Annotated in this window: 28 protein-coding genes; 14 read left to right on the top strand and 14 right to left on the bottom strand. The window is 70.3% G+C overall.

All coding sequences use genetic code 11. The features are described 5' to 3' along the window. Window positions 1-2 precede the first annotated feature (2 nt). A complete protein-coding gene (locus FHX53_RS03705; RefSeq protein ID WP_182489972.1) occupies window positions 3-803 on the bottom strand; it encodes a TrmH family RNA methyltransferase in 801 nt (266 codons plus the stop codon). Between the two features lie 118 nt (window positions 804-921). Between FHX53_RS03705 and FHX53_RS03700 the strand changes: the two genes are divergently transcribed. Genes FHX53_RS03700 through FHX53_RS03685 form a run of 4 tightly spaced genes read left to right on the top strand, consistent with a single transcriptional unit; the run spans window position 922 to window position 3482 of the window. Beyond that, window positions 922-1788, top strand: coding sequence for a Sir2 family NAD-dependent protein deacetylase (locus tag FHX53_RS03700; protein WP_182489971.1), 867 nt, complete (start codon window positions 922-924; stop codon window positions 1786-1788). A gap of 53 nt (window positions 1789-1841) precedes the next feature. After that, window positions 1842-2486 carry a histidine phosphatase family protein gene (locus FHX53_RS03695; RefSeq protein ID WP_182489970.1) on the top strand — a complete coding sequence of 215 codons (645 nt, stop codon included), beginning with the start codon at window positions 1842-1844 and terminating at the stop codon, window positions 2484-2486. Continuing rightward, a complete protein-coding gene (locus tag FHX53_RS03690) occupies window positions 2486-2962 on the top strand; it encodes a YbaK/EbsC family protein (RefSeq protein ID WP_182489969.1) in 477 nt (158 codons plus the stop codon). The genes FHX53_RS03695 and FHX53_RS03690 overlap by 1 nt, the downstream gene beginning before the upstream one ends. 49 nt (window positions 2963-3011) lie before the next feature. Then, window positions 3012-3482: a hypothetical protein gene (locus FHX53_RS03685; RefSeq protein WP_182489968.1), complete on the top strand. Its 471-nt coding sequence runs from the start codon at window positions 3012-3014 to the stop codon at window positions 3480-3482. Between the two features lie 4 nt (window positions 3483-3486). On the opposite strand, the gene FHX53_RS03680 is transcribed toward FHX53_RS03685, so the two are convergent. Next, a complete protein-coding gene (locus tag FHX53_RS03680; RefSeq protein WP_182489967.1) occupies window positions 3487-4572 on the bottom strand; it encodes a glycosyltransferase family 4 protein in 1086 nt (361 codons plus the stop codon). A gap of 25 nt (window positions 4573-4597) precedes the next feature. Further along, the gene (locus tag FHX53_RS03675; RefSeq protein WP_182489966.1) at window positions 4598-5482 is read right to left on the bottom strand and encodes an alpha/beta fold hydrolase; all 885 of its coding nucleotides are present in this window, start codon (window positions 5480-5482) and stop codon (window positions 4598-4600) included. Between the two features lie 117 nt (window positions 5483-5599). Here FHX53_RS03675 and treS point away from each other — a divergent pair, with 117 nt between their 5' ends. Beyond that, the gene (treS, locus tag FHX53_RS03670) at window positions 5600-7348 is read left to right on the top strand and encodes a maltose alpha-D-glucosyltransferase (protein WP_182489965.1); all 1749 of its coding nucleotides are present in this window, start codon (window positions 5600-5602) and stop codon (window positions 7346-7348) included. 9 nt (window positions 7349-7357) lie between these two features. Then, window positions 7358-8062 carry an exonuclease domain-containing protein gene (locus tag FHX53_RS03665; protein ID WP_182489964.1) on the top strand — a complete coding sequence of 235 codons (705 nt, stop codon included), beginning with the start codon at window positions 7358-7360 and terminating at the stop codon, window positions 8060-8062. A gap of 70 nt (window positions 8063-8132) precedes the next feature. Here FHX53_RS03665 and FHX53_RS03660 read toward each other — a convergent pair whose 3' ends face one another. The 3 genes from FHX53_RS03660 to glgA form a co-directional block, all read right to left on the bottom strand. Beyond that, window positions 8133-8381, bottom strand: a complete 249-nt coding sequence (locus FHX53_RS03660) for a type B 50S ribosomal protein L31 (RefSeq protein ID WP_182489963.1) — start codon at window positions 8379-8381, stop codon at window positions 8133-8135. A gap of 128 nt (window positions 8382-8509) precedes the next feature. After that, window positions 8510-9292 carry an ABC transporter ATP-binding protein gene (locus FHX53_RS03655; protein WP_182489962.1) on the bottom strand — a complete coding sequence of 261 codons (783 nt, stop codon included), beginning with the start codon at window positions 9290-9292 and terminating at the stop codon, window positions 8510-8512. A 12-nt stretch (window positions 9293-9304) separates the two neighbouring features. After that, window positions 9305-10492 (bottom strand): glycogen synthase, encoded by a 1188-nt coding sequence (gene glgA / locus FHX53_RS03650; protein ID WP_182489961.1) that lies wholly within the window; start codon window positions 10490-10492, stop codon window positions 9305-9307. Between the two features lie 46 nt (window positions 10493-10538). Here glgA and glgC point away from each other — a divergent pair, with 46 nt between their 5' ends. Both glgC and serB read left to right on the top strand, forming a co-directional pair. Next, window positions 10539-11774 (top strand): glucose-1-phosphate adenylyltransferase, encoded by a 1236-nt coding sequence (gene glgC / locus FHX53_RS03645; RefSeq protein ID WP_182489960.1) that lies wholly within the window; start codon window positions 10539-10541, stop codon window positions 11772-11774. A gap of 37 nt (window positions 11775-11811) precedes the next feature. Continuing rightward, entirely contained in the window at window positions 11812-12450 is a 639-nt protein-coding gene (serB, locus tag FHX53_RS03640; protein ID WP_182489959.1) for a phosphoserine phosphatase SerB, read from the top strand. A 26-nt stretch (window positions 12451-12476) separates the two neighbouring features. On the opposite strand, the gene FHX53_RS03635 is transcribed toward serB, so the two are convergent. Then, entirely contained in the window at window positions 12477-13187 is a 711-nt protein-coding gene (locus FHX53_RS03635) for a beta-ketoacyl-ACP reductase (RefSeq protein WP_182489958.1), read from the bottom strand. 68 nt (window positions 13188-13255) lie between these two features. On the opposite strand from FHX53_RS03635, the gene FHX53_RS03630 reads away from it, so the two are divergent. Genes FHX53_RS03630 through FHX53_RS03620 form a run of 3 tightly spaced genes read left to right on the top strand, consistent with a single transcriptional unit; the run spans window position 13256 to window position 14609 of the window. Then, complete coding sequence (locus FHX53_RS03630) at window positions 13256-13540, top strand: DUF3099 domain-containing protein (RefSeq protein WP_182489957.1); 285 nt, start codon at window positions 13256-13258, stop codon at window positions 13538-13540. Then, a complete protein-coding gene (locus tag FHX53_RS03625) occupies window positions 13537-13788 on the top strand; it encodes a hypothetical protein (RefSeq protein ID WP_343050782.1) in 252 nt (83 codons plus the stop codon). Before FHX53_RS03630 ends, FHX53_RS03625 begins: the two co-directional genes overlap by 4 nt. Continuing rightward, the gene (locus FHX53_RS03620; protein WP_182489956.1) at window positions 13785-14609 is read left to right on the top strand and encodes an SURF1 family cytochrome oxidase biogenesis protein; all 825 of its coding nucleotides are present in this window, start codon (window positions 13785-13787) and stop codon (window positions 14607-14609) included. The genes FHX53_RS03625 and FHX53_RS03620 overlap by 4 nt, the downstream gene beginning before the upstream one ends. Before the next feature lie 15 nt (window positions 14610-14624). Here FHX53_RS03620 and FHX53_RS03615 read toward each other — a convergent pair whose 3' ends face one another. Then, window positions 14625-16223 (bottom strand): ATP-binding cassette domain-containing protein, encoded by a 1599-nt coding sequence (locus FHX53_RS03615; RefSeq protein WP_182489955.1) that lies wholly within the window; start codon window positions 16221-16223, stop codon window positions 14625-14627. A 110-nt stretch (window positions 16224-16333) separates the two neighbouring features. Here FHX53_RS03615 and FHX53_RS03610 point away from each other — a divergent pair, with 110 nt between their 5' ends. Then, on the top strand, window positions 16334-16948 hold the full coding sequence (locus FHX53_RS03610) for a biotin transporter BioY (RefSeq protein WP_182489954.1): 615 nt from the start codon (window positions 16334-16336) through the stop codon (window positions 16946-16948). A 64-nt stretch (window positions 16949-17012) separates the two neighbouring features. Here FHX53_RS03610 and FHX53_RS03605 read toward each other — a convergent pair whose 3' ends face one another. From FHX53_RS03605 to sufB, 5 genes are read right to left on the bottom strand one after another with little or no spacing between them, the layout of a single operon-like run. After that, entirely contained in the window at window positions 17013-17342 is a 330-nt protein-coding gene (locus FHX53_RS03605; RefSeq protein ID WP_182489953.1) for a metal-sulfur cluster assembly factor, read from the bottom strand. Between the two features lie 4 nt (window positions 17343-17346). After that, window positions 17347-18111: a Fe-S cluster assembly ATPase SufC gene (gene sufC / locus FHX53_RS03600; protein WP_182489952.1), complete on the bottom strand. Its 765-nt coding sequence runs from the start codon at window positions 18109-18111 to the stop codon at window positions 17347-17349. Window positions 18112-18125: 14 nt separating this feature from the next. After that, window positions 18126-18452, bottom strand: coding sequence for a non-heme iron oxygenase ferredoxin subunit (locus FHX53_RS03595; RefSeq protein ID WP_182489951.1), 327 nt, complete (start codon window positions 18450-18452; stop codon window positions 18126-18128). 2 nt (window positions 18453-18454) lie between these two features. Further along, the gene (gene sufD / locus FHX53_RS03590; protein WP_182489950.1) at window positions 18455-19654 is read right to left on the bottom strand and encodes a Fe-S cluster assembly protein SufD; all 1200 of its coding nucleotides are present in this window, start codon (window positions 19652-19654) and stop codon (window positions 18455-18457) included. 2 nt (window positions 19655-19656) lie between these two features. After that, a complete protein-coding gene (gene sufB, locus FHX53_RS03585; protein ID WP_182489949.1) occupies window positions 19657-21075 on the bottom strand; it encodes a Fe-S cluster assembly protein SufB in 1419 nt (472 codons plus the stop codon). Between the two features lie 229 nt (window positions 21076-21304). Here sufB and FHX53_RS03580 point away from each other — a divergent pair, with 229 nt between their 5' ends. Continuing rightward, complete coding sequence (locus tag FHX53_RS03580; protein WP_246335386.1) at window positions 21305-22273, top strand: COX15/CtaA family protein; 969 nt, start codon at window positions 21305-21307, stop codon at window positions 22271-22273. Between the two features lie 15 nt (window positions 22274-22288). On the opposite strand, the gene FHX53_RS03575 is transcribed toward FHX53_RS03580, so the two are convergent. Further along, window positions 22289-23209, bottom strand: a complete 921-nt coding sequence (locus FHX53_RS03575; protein ID WP_182489947.1) for a heme o synthase — start codon at window positions 23207-23209, stop codon at window positions 22289-22291. 267 nt (window positions 23210-23476) lie between these two features. On the opposite strand from FHX53_RS03575, the gene tkt reads away from it, so the two are divergent. Then, window positions 23477-25567 carry a transketolase gene (gene tkt / locus FHX53_RS03570; protein ID WP_182489946.1) on the top strand — a complete coding sequence of 697 codons (2091 nt, stop codon included), beginning with the start codon at window positions 23477-23479 and terminating at the stop codon, window positions 25565-25567. Window positions 25568-25629 lie beyond the last annotated feature (62 nt).

The following is a 25629-nucleotide window of genomic DNA, read 5'->3' as shown; positions in this document are numbered from 1 at the left end:
CGCTAGCCCTGCAGCGCGTACAGCGCGACCGCGCTCGCGGCCGCGACGTTGAGCGAGTCGACGCCGTGCGCCATGGGGATCGTCACGACGACGTCGGCCGCCGCGAGCGCCGGGCGCGAGAGCCCGTCCCCCTCGGCGCCGACGAGCACAGCCACGCGCTCGGGGGCGTCCGCGGCGAACTGTCGCAGCGGCACCGCGTCGTCCGCGAGGGCGAGCGCGGCGATCGTGAACCCCGCCTCGTGCAGCAGGGGCGCGGCCTCATCCCACTCGGGCAGGCGCGTCCACGGCACCTGCAGCACCGTGCCCATCGACACGCGTACGCTGCGGCGGTAGAGCGGGTCGGCGCAGCGAGGAGTGACGAGCACGGCGTCCGCGCCGAGCCCGGCGACCGAGCGGAAGATCGCTCCGACGTTGGTGTGATCGACGACGTCCTCGACGATGACGACGCGCCGGGCATCCCGCAGCAGCTCGCGAGGGTCGATCGGCGCGGGCCGATGCATGCTCGCGAGCGCCCCGCGGTGCAGATGGAAGCCCGTGAGCTCCTCGAGCGCGCCCGCCGCGCCGACGTACACGGGCACGTCGCGACCATCCAGGAGCGCCTCGACGTCGGGCAGCCACTTCTCGCTCGTGAGCACCGAGCGCGGCTCGTGCCCGGCCCGCAGAGCGCGCCCGATGACGGTGAGCGACTCGGCGAGGTACAGCCCGCCCTCGGGCTCCGTCAGCCGGCGCAGCGCGACGTCCGTGAGGCGCGCGTAGTCGGCGAGGTCGGGATGCTTCAGACCCTCGATCCGCACGATCCGCATCGAGATCCCGCCTTCCATTCGGGGCGTTCGCCGAGGGCGCTCCCCGGTCGCACAGCCTCCGGAAACATATCCGAAACCCGGCACGTTTACTCTGCGAGAGACCCCCCAGGGAGGCCCCATGGCGCACTCGTCGGCTCCGGCTCAGCCGCTGCCGCTCGGCGATTCCGCACGGGCGAGCCTCGACGAGGCGATCGGGCTCCTGATGGGCCGCCGCATCGCGGTGCTCACCGGGGCGGGCGTCAGCACCGACTCGGGCATCCCCGACTACCGGGGCGCGGGCGCTCCCGTTCGCACCCCCATGACCTTCAGCCAGTTCCTCGCCGACGAGCCCTATCGCAAGCGCTACTGGGCCGGCAGTCACCTCGGGTGGAGCCGCTTCGCCTCCGCCCGCCCGAACGACGGCCACCGCGCCCTCGCCGAGCTCGAGGATCACGGCAGCATCGCGGGCGTCGTCACGCAGAACGTCGACGGGCTGCACGTGCGGGCTGGCAGCCGCCGCGTCGTCGACCTGCACGGCTCGATGGATCGCGTCGTGTGCCTGCACTGCGGCCAGGCCTTCGCGCGCGAGTCGATCGCCGACCGCATCACCGCTCTGAACCCCTGGCTCGACGTCGACGCAGAGCACCGCGTCAACCCCGACGGCGACGCCGAGGTCGACGACGTCTCGCGCTTCGCCATCCCCGAGTGCACCGTGTGCGGCGGCACCCTCAAGCCCGACATCGTCTTCTTCGGCGAGTTCGTTCCTCCCGTGAAGTTCGAGGAGGCCCGCGGCATCGTGGCCCGCGCCGACGCTCTGCTCGTCCTCGGCTCCTCTCTCGTGGTCAACTCGGGCGTGCGCCTCGTGGGCCTCGCCGCGAAGCGGCGCATCCCGACGATCATCGTCAACCGGGGAGAGACGAAAGCCGACGCGCGCGCCGCCGTTAAGATCGACGCGGGCACCACCGAGACGCTCGCGGCCCTCCGCGACGCGCTCATCGCCGACTAGCGCTCCCGCCGCAGTCCGGCTCGGTCGCCCGCCCCGACTCCGGAAAGGCCCCCATGACCGCGTTCGCGCTCGTCCGACACGGTGAGACCGCCTGGAATCGCGATCGCCGCATCCAGGGCTCGACCGACATCCCGCTCAACGACACGGGTCGCGCCCAGGCGGCCGCGACAGGCGAGCTGCTGCGCGGCCGCCAGTGGTCGCGCATCATCGCCTCGCCGCTCGGCCGCGCAGCCGAGACCGCCGCGATCATCGCCGCCGCGGTGGGGATGCCCGCCCCCGAGCTCGACGCCGCCTTCGTCGAGCGCAACTACGGCGACGCCGAGGGCCTCACGGGTGCCGAGCTCGACGCCCGCTACCCCGAGGGCGCCGAGGTTCCGGGCCGCGAGACCCGCGAGGCCGTCGCGGCGCGCGTCGTCGAGGGGCTGCACCGCCTCGCCGCCGAGCACCCGGGCGAGTCGATCGTCGTCGTCGCGCACGGCGGCGTGATCCGCAGCGTTCTCGAGTCGGTCGTGCCCGGCCGGCACCGGGAGCCCATCACGAACGGCTCGGTGCACTCGTTCCTGCACGCCGACGGCGGGCTGTCGCTCTCGCGCTTCGACGACCCGATCGACGAGCGGTCGATCTTCCCCCTCGCGGAGGACTTCGAGGAGCAGAACCCCCTGGCCCGTCGGGAAGAGCACCGCGAGGTGGGCCGCTGATGGCGACGGGCGCTGAGCGCTTCGCCGCCGCGACCGCCGAGCTGGGCCTGAGCCCTGTGCGGATGCCCGACTCGACCCACACGGCCCCCGCGGCCGCCGCCGCCGTCGGCTGCGAGGTCGGCGCGATCGTGAAGTCGCTCGTCTTCGTCGTCCTCGACGGCGATGAGCGCACGCCTCTGCTCGCCCTCGTCGCCGGTGACCGGCGCGCTGATCTCGAGCTGCTCGCCGACGCCGTCGGGCTGCCGGTCGAGAAGGCGGACGCGACGACCGTGAAGGCGGCGACGGGCTACTCGATCGGCGGCGTGCCCCCGATCGGGCATCCGAGCCCCGTGCGCACGCTCGTCGACGACAGCCTCCTTCGCTTCGACGAGGTGTGGTCGGCCGCGGGCGACGCGCAGAGCGTCTTCCCCGCCGACCCCGAGAGGCTCGTCGAGTGGTCGGGCGGCCGCGTCGCCCGCATCGCCACGCCCGGCTGAGCGCGTTCGCCTCCGCCGCGACGGGTGGACGCGGGCGTACAGTGCGGTCATGCCCTCCCGCCGGATGCTCGCCGCGATCATCGCGGTCGCCGTCGCGACGGTCATCGCCGTGATCGTCCTCCTCGTGGTCGGGGCTCCCCCGGCCGAGGCGCCCGGGACCGATCAGGGCGGCCCCGGTCTGCCGGTCCAGCTGCCGGGCGAGAGCTACGCGGGCGAGACCGTCGCCCTCGAGGCACCCCTCGTCGTGGGGTCGGAGGGTTGCTTCCGACTCGGCACCCAGGAGGGCGATCGGTTCGTGATCTGGCCAGACGGGTTCACGACGGGCGGCGACGCGGTCGTCGACGCCGACGGCGTGATCATCGCCGACGGCGCCGTCCTGTCGGTCGAGGGCGTCGAGATGCCCTACGACGCACTTCTCGCGATTGAGGGCCCCGACGGCCACTGGGCGAGCGTCGCCGGCTTCTGCATCGGCGACGACGACAGGGTGCTCGTGCTCGACGCGGCGCAACTGCTCGACTGACCGCTCAACGCGGCGGAGTCGCCGCGAGCTCGCGCAGCAGCTCGAGCAGGATGCCCGCGCTGCGCTCCCAGTCGAACCGCGCGGCCTGCGCGTATCCGGCCCGCGATCGCGCCTCCCACTCCCCCGGATGCAGCAGCTCGCGCACCCGCTGCGCGAACCCGGCCGCGTCGTCGGGATCCGCGTACAGCGCCGCAGAGCCTCCGATCTCGCGGAAGATCGTCGTGTCGGCGACCACGATGGGCGTGCCGCGCCCCATCGCCTCGACGAGCGGGATGCCGAACCCCTCCTCGCGGGAGGCGTGCACGAGTGCGGTCGCTCCATCGAGGATCGACGCGTACTCCTCGTCGCTGACTCCGTCGTAGATCACGAGCGCGCCGGCGGGTGCGATCGACACCAGCCGCGCGCGGTCATCCGGGCGGATCCTGCTGAGCAGGTGCAGGCGCGCGCCCGGCAGCTCGTGAAGCGCGCGGCAGACCGTCTGCACGTTCTTGTACGGCATGAACGAGCCCATGTAGACGAGCTCGACGCCCTCGGGGCGCTTGCGCGGGCGCGGAGCGGGCCGATCGGTGCCGTTGGGCACCACGACGACGCGCCGGGTGGTGAGGCGATGCGTCTCGATGAGGGCGCGCGAGGTCTCGCTCACGGTGACCACCGCATCCGCCCGATTCAGCAGGAGCCGCTGCGGCCACCACGCGAGATGGAAGAGCCGCCACCCCGCTCTCACGGGCGCGGGCATGTCGCGCGGCGGCGTGGGATGGGCGTAGTAGATGAGGTCGTGGAGCGTGAGCGCGAGCGGATAACGGCGGCCGACCGTTCCCATGGTCTGCATGGGGCTGAAGACGACGTCGGGCCGGATGAGGTTGACCTGACTCGCGACCCACGGCTCGCGCGCGCTCGTCGGCGAGCTCACCCGGTGCGCGCTGAGCCCCGCGGGCAGCATCTCGAGCTGGCGGTCGTCGTGGATGAGCGCGACGAGCTCGTCGTCGGTGCCCAGAAGCGGCAGGAGGTGCTCGACGAGGCCCGCCGTGAAGCGGCTGATGCCGTCGTGCCGGCCGATGCGCACGTAGCGGCAGTCGATCGCGATCCTCATGCCCGCATCCCCGCGCCCGCGGCGCTCACGCGAGGAACTCGCGGATCGCCCGAGCCGCCGCCGCCGGCGCCTCGTAGTGCACGAGGTGGCCGACGTCGGGCACGACGACGAGCCGGGAGTCGGGGAAGCGCCGCACGAGCCGGTGCTGGGCCTCGAGCGGCGTGATGTCGTCCTGCTCGGCGGCGATCAGCAGCGTCGGCACGCGCACCTCCTCGGCGTAGTCGGAGACGTCGTGCGAGACCGAGGCGCGGAACGCCTGCAGCAGGGTGTCGCGCTCGGCGAAGCCGGAGAAGAAGCGGTCGTGCTCCTCGTGGATCCACCGCCGCAGGCTCTTCTCGCGCGTCTTCGCCATCGAGACACTCATCACGCGCGTGATGGCGCGGCTGCGCAGCAGGGCGAAGCCGGCGCGCTCGGGCAGGATGGCGCCGAGCCGGTAGAACGCGACCGCTCCGCGAGTGAGGATGCCCCGGGGGCCTGCGAGGGCGGGCTGGCCGATGGGGTTCACGAACACCGCCCGCGGCGCGGGCACGCCCGCCGCGAGCGCCCCTGCCACCACGATCGAGCCGAAGCTGTGGCCGAGCAGCACCGCGGTGCCGCGCACGCCGAGGGTCGTCAGCAGGGCGTCGAGCCACTCGGCGTACCCGGCGATGTCGTGCTCCCGGTCGGGCAGCGGGGCCGACGCGCCGAAGCCCGGCAGATCCGGAGCGATGATGCGCAGGTCGGGAAGGTGGGCGATGACGGGCTCGAGGCCGTGGTGATCGCCGCGGAACCCGTGCACGACGACGAGCGTGCGCGGGGCATCCGCCGGCCCGTACTCGGCGACGTGCGTCCGCGCGCCGAGGATCGTGAGGTCGCGATCGCGACGCGGGATCGCGCTCAGGGCGGCGGCGTAGGGAGAGGGCGCGGGCATCCCGCACAGTCTAGGTCGGGGCACCCGCACGACCGGCGGCGGCACCCGGTCTACAGTGGAACGCGATCGCGTGCGCGCGACGCCAGCCCTCTCTCCCCTCCGTCGCCGAGGAGCCTCGTGAACTTCACCGCACCCATCACCCTGCCCGGACTCGCGCTCGACCCGCAGTGGTATCGGCGCAGCGTCTTCTACGAGGTCATGGTGCGCTCGTTCATGGACTCGAACGGCGACGGCACGGGCGACCTGGGCGGTCTCATCGGCAAGCTCGACTACCTGCAGTGGCTCGGCATCGACGCGCTGTGGCTGCCGCCGTTCTTCCAGAGCCCGCTGCGCGACGGCGGCTACGACGTGAGCGACTACACGGCGATCCTGCCGGAGTTCGGCACGATCGAGGAGTTCCGCGAGCTCGTCACGAAGGCGCACGAGCGCAACATGCGCATCGTCATCGACCTCGTCGTGAACCACACCTCCGACCAGCACCCCTGGTTCCAGGCGTCCCGGGAGGACCCGGAGGGCCCGTACGGCGACTTCTACGTCTGGAGCGACACCGACGAGAAGTACGAGAACGTGCGCATCATCTTCGTCGACACGGAGGAGTCGAACTGGGCGTTCGACCCCGTGCGCCGGCAGTTCTACTGGCACCGCTTCTTCTCGCACCAGCCCGACCTCAACTTCGAGAACCCCGCCGTGCACGAGGCGCTCTTCGACGTCGTCCGGTTCTGGCTCGACCTCGGCGTCGACGGCTTCCGTCTCGACGCCATCCCGTACCTCTACGAGACCGACGGGGGCAACGGCGAGGGCGAGCCGGCGACGCACGAGTTCATCGCCAAGATGCGCGCCATGGTCGACAAGGAGTACCCCGGCCGCGTGCTCATCGCCGAGGCGAACCAGTGGCCGCACGAGGTCGTCGAGTTCTTCGGCTCGGAGGAGAAGCCCGAGTGCCACATGGCGTTCGACTTCCCCGTCATGCCCCGCATCTTCTACGCCCTCCGCTCGCAGCAGGCGACCGAGCTCGAGCGCCAGCTGAGCGAGGAGATCAACGCCCCCGACGGCGCCGCGTGGGGCGTGTTCCTCCGCAACCACGACGAGCTCACGCTCGAGATGGTGAGCGAGGAGTACCGGCAGGCGATGTACGGCTGGTACGCCTACGACCCGCGCATGCGCGCCAACATCGGAATCCGTCGTCGCCTGGCGCCGCTGCTCGACAACTCGCGCGCCGAGCTCGAGCTCGCGCACGCGCTGCTGTTCTCGCTGCCCGGCAGCCCGTTCCTGTACTACGGCGACGAGATCGGCATGGGCGACAACATCTGGCTGCCGGATCGCGACAGCTCGCGCACGCCCATGCAGTGGACGCCCGACCGCAACGCGGGCTTCTCGCACGCCGATCCGGGCAAGCTCTACCTCCCGGTCGTGCAGTCGCTCGTCTACCACTACAACCAGATCAACGTCGAGAGCCAGCTCGCGCAGTCGCGCTCGCTCCTGCACTGGATCCGCAACGTCATCCACGTGCGCAAGGCGCACCCGACGTTCGGTCTCGGCTCGATCCGCATACTCAAGACCAACCACGAGTCGGTGCTCGCGTTCGTGCGCGAGTACGCCGGGAGCGGCACCCACCTGGGCGACGCGCCAGAGCGCATCCTGTGCGTGTTCTCGTTCGCCCACAACCCGGTCGCTGCGACGATCGACATGTCGGGCTTCGAGGGCGCGCCGCTGTGGGATCTCTTCGGCGGCGCGGACTTCCCCTCGGTCGACGAGAACGGGCACGTCACGCTCACGATGGCGACGCAGAGCTTCTACTGGCTCCACGTCGGCGATCGCGACCCTCACCCCCACGGCGGGAGCTTCGGCGTCGGTGCTCACGCCTAGGCTCGCGGCATGAGCCAGCCAGGAGCAACCCACTGGAGCGATCGTCTCGCCGTCTTCGACCTCGAGACGACGGGCGTCGACGTCACGACGTCGCGCATCGTGACCGCCCACATCGGCGTGATCGGTCCCGAAGGCGAGCAGCTCGAGTCCTGGTCATGGCTCGCCGACCCGGGCGTCGAGATCCCGGCCGGCGCGACCGCCGTGCACGGCATCACGACCGAGCGCGCCCGCGCGGAGGGCCGTCCCGCCCGTGAGGTCGTCGCCGAGATCGCGGATGCCCTGCGCGCGCTCCTCGCCCGCCCCCTGCCGCTCGTCGTCTACAACGCCGCCTACGATCTGAGCCTGCTCGAGCACGAGGCCCTGCGTCATGGCGTGGAGCCGCTCGCCTCCCCCGCCCCCGTCGTCGACCCGCTCGTGATCGACAAGGCCGTCGACCGCTACCGTCGTGGCAAACGCACGCTCGAGGCCGCGGCAGCCCACTACGGCGTCGCCCTCACGGGCGCGCACGATGCGGCGGCCGACGCGATCGCCGCGGGCCGGGTCGCACAGGCGCTCGCGCGGAAGCACGAGGCGGCGCTACCCGACGACATCGCGGCGCTGCACGGCGCGCAGGTGAGCTGGCATGACCAGCAGTGCGACTCGTTCGAGGACTACATGCGTCGTGAGCGCGACCACCGCTTCACGGCCGACCGCGGCTGGCCCGTCCGTCTCTGACCGCGCGCCGCACCGCGCACGATGAAGGGCCCCGTCCGAGGACGGGGCCCTTCATCGATGATGATGCGACCTACTGGCCGAAGTTCTTGAAGCGCTGGTTGAACTTCTCGACGCGACCGGCCGAGTCCATGATGCGCTGCTTGCCCGTGTAGAACGGGTGCGAGGCCGACGAGATCTCGACGTCGATGACGGGGTACTCCACGCCGTCGAGCTCGATCGTCTTGTCGCTCGACACGGTCGAGCGCGTGAGGAAGGTCTCACCCGACGCGAGGTCGCGGAACACGATCGCCTTGTACTCGGGGTGAATGTCAGTCTTCATGAACGGTTCCTTGGATTCTCTGTTCAGCGGGGTGCCCCCGCTGCGGGCAGGTTGATGGGCAGGCGAAGGGCGAGCCTTCGAGGCCGACTCTCAAGACTAGCAGAGCGGCGGCCGGGAGCCGCGTCGGCTCAGGCGCCGCGCGCGGCGAACCGGTCGCCGTCGCGGCTGACCTGGAGGGGGATCCCGAAGGCCTCCGTCAGGCGCTCGGCCGTGATGACCTCGTCGATCGGCCCGGCGGCCGAGACCCGACCCTCCGCGAGGAGGAGCGCGTGGGTGAAGCCGGCCGGGATCTCCTCGACGTGGTGGGTGACCATGACCATCGCGGGCGAGTCGGGCGAGCTCGCGTAGCTGCCGAGCAGCAGGACGAGCTCCTCGCGCGCGCCGAGGTCGAGGCTCGCGGCGGGCTCGTCGAGCAGAAGCAGCTCGGGGTCGGTCATGATCGAGCGTGCGATCTGCACGCGCTTCTGCTCGCCGTCGCTCAGGCTGCCGAAGCGGCGGTCGGCGAAGCGCTCGAGGTGCCACTCGCGTAGCACTCGACGGGCGCGGCGTTCGTCGACGTCCTCGTACTCCTCATTCCACCGACCCGTCACGGAGTGCGCCGCGGTCATGACGACGTCGAGCACGCGCTCGTCGGCGGGCACGCGGCGGGCCATCGCGGTCGACGCGAAGCCGATGCGCGGGCGCAGCGAGGCGAGGTCGGAGTGCCCGATCTCCTCCTCGAGCACCGTCACGCGGCCGCTCGTGGGGTGCAGGTTCGCCGCGGCGAGCTGCAGGAGTGTGGTCTTGCCCGCGCCGTTGGGGCCGAGGACGACCCAGCGATCGGTGTCCTCGACGTTCCAGCGGATGCCATCGAGGATGGCGGCGCCATCGCGGCTGAGGGAGACATCGTCGAACTCGAGAACGCTGGCCATGATCGCTCCAGCCTAGACGAGCAGGCTCGCGTAGAGCGCGCGTGTCCGTTCCGCGATCGCTCCCCACGCGAAGTGCTCCTCCGCGCGCGCACGGCCCGCTCGGCCCATGGCTGCGGCGCGCTCCGGGTCGCTCACGACCTCTGCGAGGATGGCCGCGAGATCGGCGACGAATTTCGCGGGGTCGACGGGGATGCCGGTGCCGTCCTGCACCTGCTCGATCGGCACGAGCCGGCCGGTCTCGCCGTCCGCGACGACCTCCGGGATGCCTCCCGTGGCAGTGCCGACGACGGCGACACCGCATGCCATGGCCTCGAGGTTGACGATGCCGAGCGGCTCGTAGACGCTCGGGCACACGAACGTCGTGGCGTGCGACAGGACGGCCGCGAGCTCGCGCTGCGAGAGCATCCGCTCGATCCAGACGACCCCGGTGCGCTCGGCCTGGAGCGCGGCGACGCCGCTCTGCACCTCGCGGAGGATCTCGGGCGTGTCCGGAGCGCCCGCGCACAGTACGAGCTGGACGTCCTTCGGCAGCGCCCGCACGGCCTCGAGCAGATAGGGCAGTCCCTTCTGGCGGGTGATGCGGCCGACGAAGACGATCGTCGGGCGGTCGGGATCGATGCCGAGCGTGCGGACGAACTCGTGGTCGATCGTCCTCTGCCAGCCCTCGAGGTCGATGCCGTTGTGGATCACGCCGACCTTCTGCTCGTCGAGCTGGGGATAGCAGCGCAGGATGTCTCGGCGCATGCCGTCGCTCACGGCGATCACGGCATCCGCCGTCTCGAAGGCTTCGCGCTCGATCCAGCTGGAGATCCGGTAGCCGCCGCCGAGCTGCTCGGCCTTCCACGGCCGCAGCGGCTCGAGGCTGTGGGCGGTGACGACGTGCGGGATCCCATGCAGCATCTGCGCGAGCTGGCCCGCGGCGTTGGCGTACCAGGTGTGCGAGTGCACGATGTCGGCGCCGTCGACGTCGTCGGCGATCGCGAGGTCGACGCCGAGCGTCGCGAGGGCGGGATTCGCCGAGGAGAGGGCGCCGGGGACGAGGTACGCGTGCGTGTCAGCCTCGTTGCGCGGCGCGCCGAAGCAGCGCACGCGGACATCCATCGAATCGTGGCGGAGGGCCCGCACGAGCTCAGCGACGTGGACTCCCGCCCCTCCGTAGACCTCGGGCGGATACTCACGGGAGATGACGTCGACGCGCATGGTGATGACGCTAGTACAGCGCCTGTGCGTCGCCTACTGTGGGGGCATGGCGACCCCTAAGGTGTTCGGAATCGTGCTCGCTGGCGGCGAGGGGAAGCGGCTCATGCCCCTCACGGCGGACCGGGCGAAGCCCGCCGTGCCCTTCGCTGGCGGCTACCGCCTCATCGACTTCGCGCTGTCGAACCTCATCAACTCGGGGCTGCGTCAGATCGTCGTGCTCACGCAGTACAAGAGCCACTCGCTCGACCGGCACGTGTCGCAGACGTGGCGCCTGAGCGGCATGCTCAACGCCTACGTCGCCTCCGTTCCGGCGCAGCAGCGCCTGGGCAAGCGCTGGTTCTCCGGCAGCGCCGACGCGATCTTCCAGAGCCTGAACCTGATCCGCGACGAGAAGCCCGACATCGTTGTCGTGGTCGGCGCGGACCACGTCTACCGCATGGACTTCACGCAGATGATCGACGCCCACATCGCCTCGGGCGCGGGCGTCACGGTCGCGGGCATCCGGCAGCCGATCGAGCTCGCCGATCAGTTCGGCATCATCGAGACCGACCCGGCGAACCCTTCGCGCATCGCCGCCTTCCACGAGAAGCCGACGGAGGCGATCGGCCTCGCCGATGCCCCCGATCAGGTTCTCGCCTCGATGGGAAACTACGTCTTCGACGCCGACGTGCTCATGGATGCCGTGACGCGCGACGCCGACATCGACAACTCCGCGCACGACATGGGCGGCGACATCGTTCCCTACTTCGTCGATCGCGGCGAGGCCTTCGTCTACGACCTCAACCACAACGACGTTCCCGGCGCGACCGAGCGCGACCGCTTCTACTGGCGTGACGTGGGGACGATCGAGTCGTTCTTCGACGCCCACCAGGATCTCATCGCCGCCCTCCCGGTCTTCAACCTGTACAACACCGCCTGGCCGATCTACACGCAGCAGCTCAACATGCCGCCGGCGAAGTTCGTGCGCGACGGCGCGGGCGCGACGGGCCACGTCGTCGATTCGATCGTCTCGCTCGGCTCGGTGCTCTCGGGCGCCCGCATCGAGCGCAGCGTCCTCGGCACGTGGGTCACGGTCGAGTCGGCCGAGGTGACCGACTCGGTCGTCTTCGAGCGCACCACGATCGGCGCGGGCGCCGTCGTTCGGCGGGCTATTCTCGACAAGGAGGTCGTGGTCTCCCCCGGCGCGCAGGTCGGCGTCGACCACGCCGCCGATCGAGCCCGCGGCTTCACCGTCACCGACACCGGTATCACGGTCGTCGGCAAGGGCATCCGCATCGAGTGATCGGGCGCGTGCGCCCCCGACGAGGAGTGCCCGCCTGATGACCCGCTTCCTCGTCGTGCTCGACGTCGACTCGACCCTCATCGAGCAGGAGGCGATCGAGCTGCTCGCCGACGAGGCCGGCTCCGGCCCTGCCGTCGCGGCGATCACCGATCGCGCGATGGCGGGCGAGCTCGATTTCGCCGCGTCGCTCACCGAGCGCGTCGCGACGCTCGCGGGCCTCGATGAGGGATGCTGCGCGCGCGTCGGCGCCCGCATCACCCTCACCGCCGGTGCGCGCGAGCTCGTCGAGGCCGTCCACGCCGCCGGCGGTGCCGTCGGCGTCGTGTCCGGCGGGTTCCACGAGCTGCTCGACCCGATCGCCGCCGAGCTCGGGCTCGATCATCACCGGGCGAACCGGCTCGAGGTCGCGGAGGGCCGCTTCACGGGCCGCACGCTCGGCCCCGTGATCGATGCCGAGGCCAAGGAGGTCGCTCTGCGCGAGTGGGCCGCCGACCGGGGCGTGCCGCTCGCCCGCACCGTCGCGATCGGCGACGGCGCGAACGACCTGCGCATGCTCGCGGCGGCGGGGCTCGGCGTCGCCTTCATCGCGAAGCCGATCGTGCGCGAGCGCGCCCACGTGAGCATTGCGCGCCGCGACTTGCGCGACGTGCTCCCGCTGCTCGGCCTGCGCGGCTGAGATCGGGCGGAGCCCGGCGAGGGCCCCTAGTGCCCCATCCCGAGACCGCCGTCGACGGGGATGACCGCGCCGGAGATGTAGGCGGCGTCGTCGCTCGCGATCCAGGTCACGACGCGCGCGACCTCCTGCGGGCTCGCGAAGCGGCCGGCGGGGATGGAGTCCTTGTACGCCTTCTGCTGCTCCTCCGGCAGCTCGGCCGTCATGTCTGTCTCGATGAAGCCCGGGGCGACGACGTTCGCGGTGATGCCCCGGCCGCCGAGCTCGCGCGTGATCGAGCGCGCCATGCCGACGAGGGCGGCCTTCGACGAGGAGTAGTTGACCTGCCCGGGCGAGCCGTACAGCCCGACGACAGAGGAGATGAGGATGATGCGGCCGAAGCGCGCCTTGAGCATCCCCTTCATCGCCCTCTTGACCGACCGGAAGGCGCCCGTGAGGTTCGTGTCGACGACCGACTGGAAGTCCTCGTCCGACATTCGGAGCAGCAGGGTGTCGCGCGTGATCCCGGCGTTGGCGACGACGACCTCGATCGGGCCGTACGCGGCCTCGACCTCGCTGTATGCGGCGTCGAGCGAGGCGGCGTCGGTGACGTCGGCGACGACCGTCAGCGCGCCCTCGGGGCCGGTGCCCGAGCGGGCCGTGACGGCGACGCGGTGGCCCTGAGCGAGGAACTCCTCGGCGATCGCGAAGCCGATGCCGCGGTTGCCTCCGGTGACGAGAACGGTGCGCTGAGTGGTCATGGCGTCAAGCCTATTGGCAGGCTTCGAACCAGTCTTCTCGCAGGCGGCGAACCTAGAATCGAGACCTCATGAAGCAGCCGACCGGCGCCGCCATCACCAGCCTCCCGTCCTCCCCCACCGACGAGCGGCGCTCTCGCATGATCAAGTACTCGGTCGCGATGGCCGTGCGTCTGGTCTGCATCGGCGCGTGCTTCGTCACGCCCGGCTGGTGGCTGCTGATCCCCGCTCTCGGCGCGATCGTCCTACCCTACTTCGCTGTCGTCGTCGCCAACCAGGTCGCCCCCAACGACGGGCGTGCGGTCGAGCGCCCCGGTCAGCTCCTCCCGTACACGCCGCCGGGCTCCGCGGCGTGATCTCGCTCCCCGGGGAGATCTCCGGAACGCGGTGCTCCCGGAGCGGCTGCCGCGCCGAGGCGACATGGGCCGTCAACTGGCGGAACCCCCGAATCCACGGCCCCGAGAGGGTCAAGGTGTGGCTCGCGTGCGACGAGCATCGCGACTTCCTGTACGACTTCGTCGCCCAGCGCTCCTTCCCCGTGTCGATCACGCCGGCGGGCGTCGTCGTCGAATCGCTGCCTGATCCGGGAGAATCGACGGCGTGAGCATCCTGAGCCTGGCCCTGCAGCGCCGCTGGCTCGGCTGGCTCGGCCTCACGACGCTGTTCGCGGTCGTCTGCGTCGGGCTCGCCCAGTGGCAGTGGCAGCGGCGCGTCGAGACGGTGGCCGAGATCCGCGTCGTCGCTCAGAACTGGGATGCGGCCCCGGTCGCCCTCTCCGAGGCGCTGCCCGACATCGAGGCTCTCGACCCGGAGCTCGAGTGGCAGCCCGTCGAACTCGCGGGAAAGTACCTCGTCGACGAGCAGCTGCTCGTGCGTGCCCGGCCGCTCAACGGCCGGCCCGGTTTCGAGGTGCTGACGCCCCTGATGCTCGACGACGGCTCGGTTTTCGTCGTCGATCGCGGCTGGCTCCCCGTCGGGTCGGCGCAGGACTCCCCCGATGTCGTGCCAGCTCCCCCGAGCGGGCGCGTGGAGGTTCTCGTGCGCCTCAAGCCCGGCGAGCCCGAGCTGCGGGGCCGCGGCGCTCCCGAGGGGCAGATCGCGACGATCAACCTGCCCGACGTCGCCGAGCGCGTCGAGGCGGGCGCGGTCGTGACGGGTGCGTACGGCCTGCTCGACAGCGAGTCGCCAGAGCCGGGCACCCGCCCCGTGACCGCCACGCGCCCCGTGCCCGACGAGGGGCCCCACCTGAGCTACACGTTCCAGTGGTACGTCTTCGCCCTCATGGGATTCATCGGCTACGGCTGGGCGCTGCGCAAGGAGCGCCAGCGCATCGTGTCGGAGGAGACCGGCGTGCCGATCCCGGTGCGCGCGCGCACGCGGGCGAGCGACGCCGATGAAGAGGATGCCCTGCTTGAGCGCCGCTGAGCGCGGCGCACGCGCTCAGGCGAGCGAGATGAGCTCGGCGTAGTCCTTGGTCCAGAGATCCTCGACGCCGTCGGGCATGATGAGCACTCGCTCGGGGTTGAGCGCCTCGACCGCGCCCTCGTCGTGGCTGACGAGGATGACCGCGCCCGAGTAGTTCGCGAGCGCGCCGAGGATCTCCTCGCGGCTCGCCGGGTCGAGGTTGTTCGTCGGCTCGTCGAGCAGCAGCAGGTTCGCCTTCGACACGACGAGCATCGCGAGCGAGAGGCGCGTCTTCTCGCCGCCGGAGAGCACGCCGGCAGGCTTCGCGGTGTCATCGCCCGTGAAGAGGAACGAGCCGAGCACCTTGCGCGCCTCGAGCTCGGTGATCGCGGGCGAGGCCGACATCATGTTCTGCAGCACGCTGCGCCTCACGTCGAGCGTCTCGTGCTCCTGCGCGTAGTAGCCAACCTTGAGGCCGTGGCCGGGTTCGAGCTGCCCGGTGTCGGGCTGATCGACGCCGGCGAGGATGCGCAGGAGGGTCGTCTTGCCCGCTCCGTTGAGGCCGAGGATGACGACCTTCGAACCGCGGTCGACGGCGAGGTCGACGGCGGTGAAGATCTCGAGAGAGCCGTAGCTCTTCGAGAGGTTCTTCGCCTGCAGCGGGGTCTTGCCGACGGGGGCGGGCTCGGGGAACCGCAGCTTCGCGACGCGGTCGACCGCGCGCACCTCGTCGAGGCCCGCGAGCATTCTCTCGGCCCGCGCGACCATCTGGTGGGCCGCGGCCGCCTTCGACGCCTTCGCCCCGAATCGGGCCGCCTGGAGCTGCAGGGCCGTGGCCTTCTTCTCGACGTTGGCGCGCTCCTTCTTCCGGCGCTCCTCGTCGGATTCGCGCTGGCGCAGGTAGTTCTTCCAGCCCATGTTGTAGACGTCGATGACCTGACGGTTCGCATCGAGGTAGAAGACCTTGTTGACGGTCTCCTCCACGAGGTGGATGTCGTGGCTGATGACGATGAAGCCGCCCTGGTAGGAGCTCAGGAACTCGCGCAGCCACACCACCGAGTCGGCGTCGAGGTGGTTCGTCGGCTCGTCGAGGATCATCGACTCGGCATCGCTGAAGAGGATGCGGGCGAGCTCGATGCGTCGCCGCTGCCCGCCCGAGAGGGTCTTGAGCGGCTGGCTGAGGATGCGGTCGGGCAGGTTCAGGTTGCTCGCGATCGAGGCGGCCTCGGCCTCCGCCGCGTAGCCGCCGAGCGCGAGGAACCGGTCGGTGAGCCGGCCGTAGCGGTTCATGGCCTTCTCGCTCACGGCCGGGTCGGGACTCGCCATGTCGAGCGTCGCCTGCTGCATGTCGATGACGATCTGCCCGAGGCCCCGAGCGTCGAGGATGCGCGTGCGGGCGAGCTGCTCGGGGTCGCCCGAGCGCGGATCCTGCGGGAGGTACCCGAGCTCGCCGACGCGTTGCACGTGACCGGCCGCGGGGAGCTCGTCGCCCGCGAGAACCTTCGTGAGCGTCGTCTTGCCGGCGCCGTTGCGGCCGACGAGCCCGACCTTGTCCCCCTTGTCGACGCGGAAGGAGACGTTCTCCATGAGCAGGCGCGCTCCGACGCGGATCTCGAGATCCTGCACAGCGAGCACAGCGAACGTCCGTTTCTTTCGTAGGTTTCGTCAGGGAGGGCCATGGGGGGCCAGCCCGATAGTCTAACCGCAGTCCCCTGGTCCCCGATTCCCGTGAGGAACGCATCCCCGTGACGCTTGCCACCGCTCTCCCGCGCCCGACTCTCGTCGATCGCGTCATCCCCCGCACGCTCCTGACCGATTCCGCGCTCGTCATCGCCGGCACGGCGCTCGTCGCGGTGCTCGCTCAGGTCGCCATCCCGCTCTGGCCCGTCCCGGTGACCGGGCAGACCCTCGCGGTGCTGCTCGTCGGCGCCTCGCTCGGCGCCGTGCGCGGGGCCTCCTCGCTCGCGCTGTACGCGCTCCTCGGTGCGATCGGGCTCCCGATCTACAGCGACGCCGCCTCCGGCTGGAGCGTTCTCGTCGGTCCGACCGGCGGCTACATCATCGGTTTCGTGCTCTCGGCTGCTATCGTCGGCTGGGCGGCCGAGCGCCGCTGGGATCGCGGCTGGCTCAAGGCCGCTGTGACCTTCATCGGCGGCTCGCTCGTCGTGTTCGCCGTCGGACTCCCGTGGCTCTCGTACTCGCTCGGCGGGTTCGGTCTGCCCAACGACCTGCAGTCGACGCTCGTCGCGGGCTTCTACCCCTTCATCATCGGCGGGCTCATAAAGGCCGCGATCGCCGCGGCGCTCCTGCCGGCGCTGTGGAAGGCCGTAGAGCGCAACGATCGCACGGACGCCGCGTAGACGGCCCCCGCACGAAGAAGGCCCCCTCCCGCGGGAGGGGGTCTTTCTCGTCGCGGCGCCTCGGCTAGATGCTGAAGCCCAGTGCGCGCATCATGTCGCGACCGTCGTCGGTGATGCGCTCGGGGCCCCACGGCGGCATCCACACCCAGTTGATGCGGAAGCGCTCGACAATGCCGTCGAGGGAGTTCCCGATCGACTCCTCGATGACGTCGGTCAGCGGGCAGCCGGCGGAGGTCAGCGTCATGGAGATGATGAGGGCATCGGTCTCGTCATCCCACGCGAGGTCGTAGACGAGGCCGAGGTCGACGATGTTGACCCCGAGCTCGGGGTCAACGACGTCCTTCAGCCCCTCCTCGACCTGGTCGAAGAGTTGCGGCTCGAGTGCGGTGGGCATGCGACTAGCCTACGGTCGACCCGGTCAGATAGCGATCGTAGCCCTCGTTCTCCAAGCGCTCGGCCAGCTCGGCGCCGCCCTCCTCGGCGACGCGGCCGTCGACGAAGACGTGGACGAAGTCGGGGTGGATGTACCGGAGGATGCGCGTGTAATGCGTGATGAGGAGCACGCCGAGGCCGGTCTGCTCCTTGACGCGGTTGACGCCCTCCGAGACGACCTTGAGCGCGTCGACGTCGAGACCGGAGTCGGTCTCGTCGAGGACGGCGATCCTCGGCTTGAGCAGCTCGAGCTGCACGATCTCGTGGCGCTTCTTCTCGCCGCCGGAGAAGCCCTCGTTGACGTTGCGCTCGGCGAAGGAGGTGTCCATGCGCATGGCCTCCATCGAGCCGCGGAGCTCCTTGATCCAGCCGCGGAGCGCGGGCGCCTCGCCGTCGATGGCGGTCTTGGCGGTGCGCAGGAAGTTCGACACCGTGACGCCGGGGATCTCGACGGGGTACTGCATGGCGAGGAAGAGACCGGCCTTCGCGCGCTCGTCGATGCTCATCTCGAGCACGTCCTCACCGTCGAGCGTGATCGAGCCCGAGTCGACGGTGTAGCGGGGGTGCCCCGCGATCGTGTACGCGAGGGTCGACTTGCCGGAGCCGTTGGGGCCCATGATGGCGTGGATCTCGCCCTGCTTGATGGTCAGGTCGACGCCGCGCAGGATCTGCTTGACGCCCTGATCGGTCTCGATGCTGACGTGGAGATCGCGGATCTCGAGAGTGGACATGTCGTGTCTCTTCCTTACGTGGTGAGGGTGTGGTCGGCGTCGACGAAGATCTCGCCGTTCTCGACGGTGACCGCGTAGACGGGGACCGGCTCGTAGGCCGGGAAGTTCTTCGGCTTGCCGGTCGCCAGATCGAACTTCGATCCGTGCGCCCAGCACTCGAGGCTGTCGTCCTCGACGAAGCCCTCGCTGAGGGAGATGTCGCCGTGGGTGCAGGTGTCGCCGAGGGCGTGCACCGCACCGGAGGACTCCTTGACGACCGCGATGGGCTTGCCGTCGATGACGACCTTCATCGCCGTCGCCGGAGCGAGGTCGGCGTCGGCGCAGACGCGCGTCGCGGTCATGCTCACACCACCGCAACGGCGGCGAGCTCGGCCTCGATCGCCGCCAGGAGCCGCGTCTCGAGCTCGGGCTGACCGATCTTCTGAACGACCTCGAGCAGGAAGCCGAGCACGACCAGGCGGCGCGCCTCCTGCTCGGGGATCCCGCGCGAGCGCAGGTAGAACAGCTGCTCGTCGTCGAAGCGGCCCGTCGCGCTCGCGTGACCGGCGCCGGCGATGTCGCCCGTCTCGATCTCGAGGTTCGGGATCGAGTCGGCGCGGGTCCCGTCGCTCAGGACCAGATTGCGGTTCTGCTCGTACGAGTCGGTGCCGGGCGCGGTGCGGCCGATGAGGACATCCCCCACCCAGACGGTGCGCGCGCCCTCGCCGTTCAGCGCGCCCTTGTAGGTGACCCGGCTCACGGTGTTGGGAGCATCGTGGTTGACGTAGACGCGCTGCTCCAGGTGCTGGCCGGCGTCGGAGAAGTACAGGCCGAGCAGCTCGCCCGTCGCACCTTGCTCGGCGAGGTGCGCCGAGGGGTTGACCCGCACGATCGCGCCGCCGAGAGAGACGACGACGTGCTTGAGCACGGCGTCGCGGCCGATGCGCGCGAACTGGCTCGAGAGGTGAACACTCTCGTCGTCCCACTCCTGCAGGCTCACGACCGTGAGATGCGCGCCGTCGCCGAGGACGACCTCGACGTTCTCGCTCAGTCGCGCGCTGCCGCGGTTGTCGATCACGACGATGCCGCGTGCGTTCGCTCCGGCCGTGAGGATCGTGTGGGCGGCGCGCGGAGCGCGGTCCTCCCCCGTCCGATCGATGACGACCTCGGTAAACTCCTCGGCGGTCAGGGTGACCGCGAGGGCCTCCTGGAAGCTCGACCAGGCGTTCGCCGCGGCGCGCTCCTCCGCGAGGCCGGCGGAGCCGATGCGGGCGTCGTCGCGCCCGATCCACTCCGTCGTGACGCCCGCGGCCTCGCTCACCACGGCCGGGAAGCGGCCGCCGTCGAGCTCGCCGTCGATGAGGTCGCGGATCTTCTCGACCGGCGTCAGCCGCCATTCGAGCTCGCGACCGGTCACCTCGGGGAAGTCGCCGTGGACCGCGGAGGCGAAGCGCTCGGAGCGGGTCTGCACGGGGACGTCATCCGCTCCGTGGGAGTGGGCGCCGGCGCCCGGGGCGAGGGTCTTATCGGTATCGGGCTTCTCAGTCTCGATGGTGGAGCTCATTCCTAGCCGACGCTGCCTTCCATGCTCATCTCGATGAGCTTGTTGAGTTCGAGTGCGTACTCCATGGGGAGCTCGCGCGCGATGGGCTCGATGAACCCGCGCACGATCATCGCCATGGCTTCGTCCTCCGGGAGGCCGCGTGACTGGAGGTAGAACAGCTGCTCCTCGCTCACGCGCGAGACCGTGGCCTCGTGCCCGAGCTGCACGTCGTCGACACGGATGTCGATCGCCGGGTACGTGTCGGAGCGCGAGATCGTGTCGACGAGGAGCGCATCGCAGCGCACGGTGTTGGCCGAGTGGTGCGCGTTGGCATCGACCCGAACCTCGCCGCGGTAGCCGGCACGGCCGCCGCCGCGCGCGATCGACTTCGAGACGATCGACGACGTCGTGTACGGCGCCATGTGGATCATCTTCGCGCCGGCGTCCTGGTGCTGACCGGGGCCCGCGAAGGCGACCGAGAGCGTCTCGCCCTTGGCGTGCTCGCCCATGAGGAAGATCGACGGGTACTTCATCGTGACCTTGGAGCCGATGTTGCCGTCGATCCATTCCATCGTCGCGCCCTCGTGCGCGATCGCGCGCTTGGTGACGAGGTTGTAGACGTTGTTCGACCAGTTCTGGATCGTCGTGTAGCGAACGCGCGCGTTCTTCTTCACGATGATCTCCACGACGGCCGAGTGCAGCGAGTCGCTCTTGTAGATCGGGGCGGTGCAGCCCTCGATGTAGTGCACGTACGAGCCCTCGTCGGCGATGATGAGCGTCCGCTCGAACTGCCCCATGTTCTCGGTGTTGATCCGGAAGTACGCCTGCAGCGGGATCTCCACCTGCACGCCGGGGGGCACGTAGACGAACGATCCGCCCGACCAGACGGCCGTGTTGAGGGCCGCGAACTTGTTGTCGCCGGCGGGGATGACCGTGCCGAAGTACTCCTCGAAGTACTCGGGGTGCTCGCGCAGAGCCGTGTCGGTGTCCATGAAGATGACGCCCTGGGCCTCGAGGTCCTCGCGGATCTGGTGGTAGACCACCTCGGACTCGTACTGCGCCGCGACGCCGGCGACGAGGCGCTGGCGCTCGGCCTCCGGGATGCCGAGCTTTTCGTACGTCGCCTTGATGTCGTCGGGCAACTCCTCCCAGGAGGTCGCCTGCTTCTCCGTCGAGCGCACGAAGTACTTGATGTTGTCGAAGTCGATGCCGGAGAGGTCGGCGCCCCACAGGGGCATCGGCTTCTTGCCGAAGAGGTCGTAGCCGCGAAGACGCCGCTTGAGCATCCATTCGGGCTCGTTCTTCAGGTTCGAGATGTCGGTGACGACCTCGGCGGAGATCCCGCGGCGAGCGGTGGCGCCTGCGGTGTCGGAGTCGGCCCAGCCGAACTCGTACTGCCCCAGGCCCTCCAGCTCGGGTCGGTCGATGAGCACGTCGGACATGCTGTTCCTCTCTCTTGCCGAACCCAACCGGTCGCGATGTCGACGCATTCCCTCGAACCGACCTGTTCACCTGATTGCACGGTGCGCCGGGCTGAGGGCGGATGCTCAAGGAGCCAGATCTAGACTGGCCACGGACGGGCCGACCGGCGATTCTGCGCCGCATCGACGCCCGTGATCGACACTGATGGTGAGCTCCGTGATTCTACAGGGCCTCACCGGGAATCGGAGGATGCGAGCCGTGAATCGTCTGTGGCGGTCGAGGGTGTGGCAGTGGCTCCCGACGACGACGGACCGCCGCGTGCGGTTCATCGCGTGGGCCTCGCTCGTGAGCCAGACCCTCATCGTCGGCACCGGAGGCGCCGTGCGGCTCACGGGCTCCGGGCTCGGGTGCCCGACCTGGCCGCGCTGCACGGTCGACTCGTTCGTGGCGACGCCCGAGATGGGCATCCACGGCCTCGTCGAGTTCGGCAATCGCCTGCTGACCTTCGTCCTCGTGATCATCGCGATCGTCGCGTTCACGTTCGTGGTGCGGATGCGGCGCGAGCGCCCGGAGCTCCTGCGCCTGTCGGTCGCGCTCGGGCTCGGAATCCCGGCGCAGGCGATCATCGGCGGCATCACGGTGCTCACCAACCTCAACCCCTGGATCGTCGGCTTCCACTTCATCGTCTCGGCCGTGCTCGTGGCCCTCGCGACGGCCTTCGTCGTCCGCGTCTACCGCGGGCCCGCCGGGGCCCTCGAGCCGCTCCCTCGCGCGGTGCGGCCCCTCGCGATCGCCACGGCGGTCATCGTCTGGATCACGGTGCTCGTCGGCATCGTCGTCACAGGATCCGGCCCGCACGCCGGTGACGGCGGCGCAGCCCGCAACGGGCTCGACTCCGAGTTCTGGCAGCACGTCCACTCGTGGCCCGCCTACGCGTCGTTCGCCGGGAGCATCCTGCTCCTGCTCTTCGCCGTGAGAACAGGACCCGACCTCCTTCGGACGGCCTCGCTCGCGCTCGTCGCCGTCGAGCTCATCCAGATCGCGGTCGGTCTCGCCCAGGCCCGGCTCGGACTGCCCGTCGTCCTCGTGGGCGTGCACATGGTTCTCGCCTGCGTGCTCGTGGCCGTCATGACGCTCGTGCTGCTGAGCCTGCGGGCACCGCGGGCCGCGATCGCGGCGGAGGGCGCGCCCGCCGTGCGCGACGAGGTCACCGCCTAGCGGGCAACCGCCCGGCTAGAACGGCAGGAGCGGATCGATGCCGACCGCGACGAACAGCAGCGTCAGATAGGTGATGCTCGAGTGGAACACCCGCATCGGGGCGGGCGTCTCGTCGCGGAGCAGACGGCCGTACAGCTGGTGGCTCTCGATGATGAACCACGCGCCGGCACCGAGCGCGGCGAGCGTGTAGACCGCACCCATCTCCGCGACCGGGATGAGGATGAGCGACATGGCAACCGTCGCCCATGCGTAGAGGATGATCTGAACGCCGACGACCGTGCCCCCACGGACGACCGCGAGCATCGGCACCGAGGCGGACGCGTAGTCGTCGCGGTAGCGCATCGAGAGCGGCCAGTAGTGCGGGGGGGTCCAGAGGAAGACGACGAGGAAGAGGATGACCGGGGCCCAGTCGAGCGAGCCGGTGACGGCGCTCCAGCCGATTAGCACCGGGAAGCAGCCCGCGATGCCGCCCCAGATGATGTTCTGCTCGGTGCGCCGCTTCAGCACCATCGTGTAGAGGATCACGTAGAAGAGGATCGCGGCGAGCGAGAGGGATGCGGCGAGCCAGTTCGCGAAGAGGCCGAGCCAGACGATCGAGACCGCGCCGGATGCGTACGCGAAGGCGAGCGCCTGCCGGTCGGTGAGCTCGCCCGTCACGAGCGGACGGTTCCTGGTGCGGTTCATGAGCCGGTCGATGTCGCGATCGAGGTACATGTTGAACGCATTGGCCGAGCCGGCCGAGAGCGTGCCGCCGATGAGCGTCGCGATGACGAGCCACGCGTCGGGCAGGCCGTCCTGAGCGAGAACCATCACGGGAGCGGTCGTGACGAGCAGCAGCTCGACCACGCGTAGCTTCATGAGTGCGACGTACGCGACGAGGGTTCGGCGGAGGGTCGGGCGCCGGGCGACGGCGGGCTGATCCAGCGCTGTATCCATGACTCCTCTTCGTACGGCGTGCACGGCCCAGTCTACGCGAGCCGTTCCGATGCCCCGCCGGGAGGAGGGGAGGCTCCTCGCCTCCCAGCGGACTCATATACTGGGGAGGCTTGTCCGCCGCCACGTCCGTCTCTCGAAACGGGGGCGCCCCGATCGCCTCGCGCTCGGGAGCCCGAGCAGGCCGCGGTCTCGATCAACGGTGATCTGGGCAAGAGTCTTCCGCCCGACCACCACCGGGCTCGATTCGAGAAAGGGCTGTACCCCCTAATGACCCACCTGACCTGGGACGAGATCGACTCCGCCGCGGTTGACACTGCACGACTGCTGGCGGCCGACGCCGTCGAGAAGGTGGGGAACGGGCATCCGGGCACCGCCATGAGCCTCGCGCCCGTCGCGTACCTGCTGCACCAGAAGGTCATGGAGCACGACCCGAGCGACCCGCAGTGGCTCGGCCGCGACCGGTTCATCCTCTCCGCCGGTCACAGCTCGCTCACCCAGTACGTGCAGCTCTACCTGGGCGGCTACGGACTCGAGCTCGACGATCTCAAGGCGCTGCGCACGTGGGGCTCCAAGACGCCCGGCCACCCCGAGTACGGTCACACGGACGGCGTCGAGATCACCACAGGCCCCCTCGGTCAGGGGCTGGCCTCCGCCGTCGGCTTCGCCTACGCGGCGCGCTTCGAGCGCGGGCTGCTCGACCCCGATACCCCCGCGGGCGAGAGCGTCTTCGACCACCACGTCTACGTGATCGCCGGCGACGGCGACCTGCAGGAGGGCGTGACGAGCGAGGCAGGCTCGCTCGCCGGGCACCAGCAGCTCGGCAACCTCGTCGTGATCTACGACTCGAACCAGATCTCCATCGAGGACGACACCGACATCGCCTTCACCGAAGACGTCGCCGCGCGCTACTCCGCCTACGGCTGGCACGTCCAGACGGTCGACTGGAAGAAGACCGGCGAGTACGTGGAGGATGTCCACGCGCTTCACGCCGCGATCGAGGAGGCCAAGGCCGAGTCCTCGAAGCCGAGCATCATCATCCTGCGCACGATCATCGGGTGGCCGGCGCCGACGAAGCAGAACACCGGCAAGATCCACGGCTCGGCGCTCGGCGCCGAGGAGCTCGCGGCCACCAAGACCATCATGGGCTTCGACCCCGAGCAGTCGTTCGTCGTCTCCGACGAGGTCATCGCCCACACGCGCGGCGCCGTCGTCCGCGGGGCCGAGCGTCACGCCGCCTGGCAGGAGCGCTTTGACGCCTGGGCCGCCGCGAACCCCGAGCGGAAGGCGCTGCTCGATCGCATGCTCGCAGGAGAGCTGCCCGAGGGCCTCGATGCGGCTCTGCCCGTCTTCGAGGGCGGGACGAGCGTGTCCACTCGTGCCGCGAGCGGCAAGGTCATCAACGCGATCGCGGGCGTCCTGCCCGAGTTCTGGGGCGGCTCGGCCGACCTCGCCGAGTCCAACCTCACGACGATCGCGAACGGCGGCTCGTTCGCGCCCTCCGAGCACTCGACGCACGAGTGGCAGGCGAACCCCTACGGCCGCATCCTCCACTTCGGCATCCGCGAGCACGCGATGGGCGCGATCCTCAACGGCATCGCCCTGCACGGCCGCACTCGCGTGTTCGGCGGCACGTTCCTGATCTTCAGCGATTACATGCGCCCCGCCGTGCGCCTCGCCGCTCTCATGCGCGTGCCCGTCACCTACGTCTGGACGCACGACTCGGTCGCGCTCGGCGAGGACGGCCCGACGCACCAGCCGATCGAGCAGCTCGCCGCGCTCCGCGCGATTCCGGGGCTCGACATCGTGCGCCCCGCCGACGCGAACGAGACGGCATGGGCCTGGAAGACCGTTCTCGAGCGCAACGACCGCCCGACGGGCATCGCTCTGACGCGTCAGAACATCCCGGTGTTCGAGCGGGGGGATGACGCCGCCTCCGGCGACGTCCTGGCCGCCGCGCACCACGTCGCCCGCGGCGCCTACGTGCTCGCCGAGGCGGCGAACGGCTCGCCCGACGTCGTGCTCATCGCCACCGGGTCCGAGGTCCAGGTCGCCCTTGCCGCGCGCGAGCAGCTCGCTGCCCAGGGGGTGCACGCCCGCGTGGTGTCTGCACCGTGCCTGGAGTGGTTCGAGGAGCAGAGCGCGGAGTACCGCGAGTCGGTGCTCCCGAGCACTGTGACCACGCGCGTCTCGATCGAGGCGGGAGTCGCCCTGTCGTGGCGCCGCTATCTCGGCTCCCGCGGGCGTGCGGTGTCGATCGAGCACTTCGGCGCCTCCGCCGACTACCAGACGCTGTTCCGCGAGTTCGGTATCACGGCGGAGGCCGCCGTCGCCGCCGCGCTCGAGTCGATCGCCTCCTAGACGACCGTCCCCCTCCCCGCCACCACCGGATCCGCCGCACGCGCGACGCACGCGCCGGGCAC

Origin of the sequence: Microcella alkalica, from assembly GCF_014137945.1 — a bacterium.
Classification (GTDB): domain Bacteria; phylum Actinomycetota; class Actinomycetes; order Actinomycetales; family Microbacteriaceae; genus Microcella; species Microcella alkalica.
This window is presented reverse-complemented; position numbering and strand designations above follow the sequence as displayed.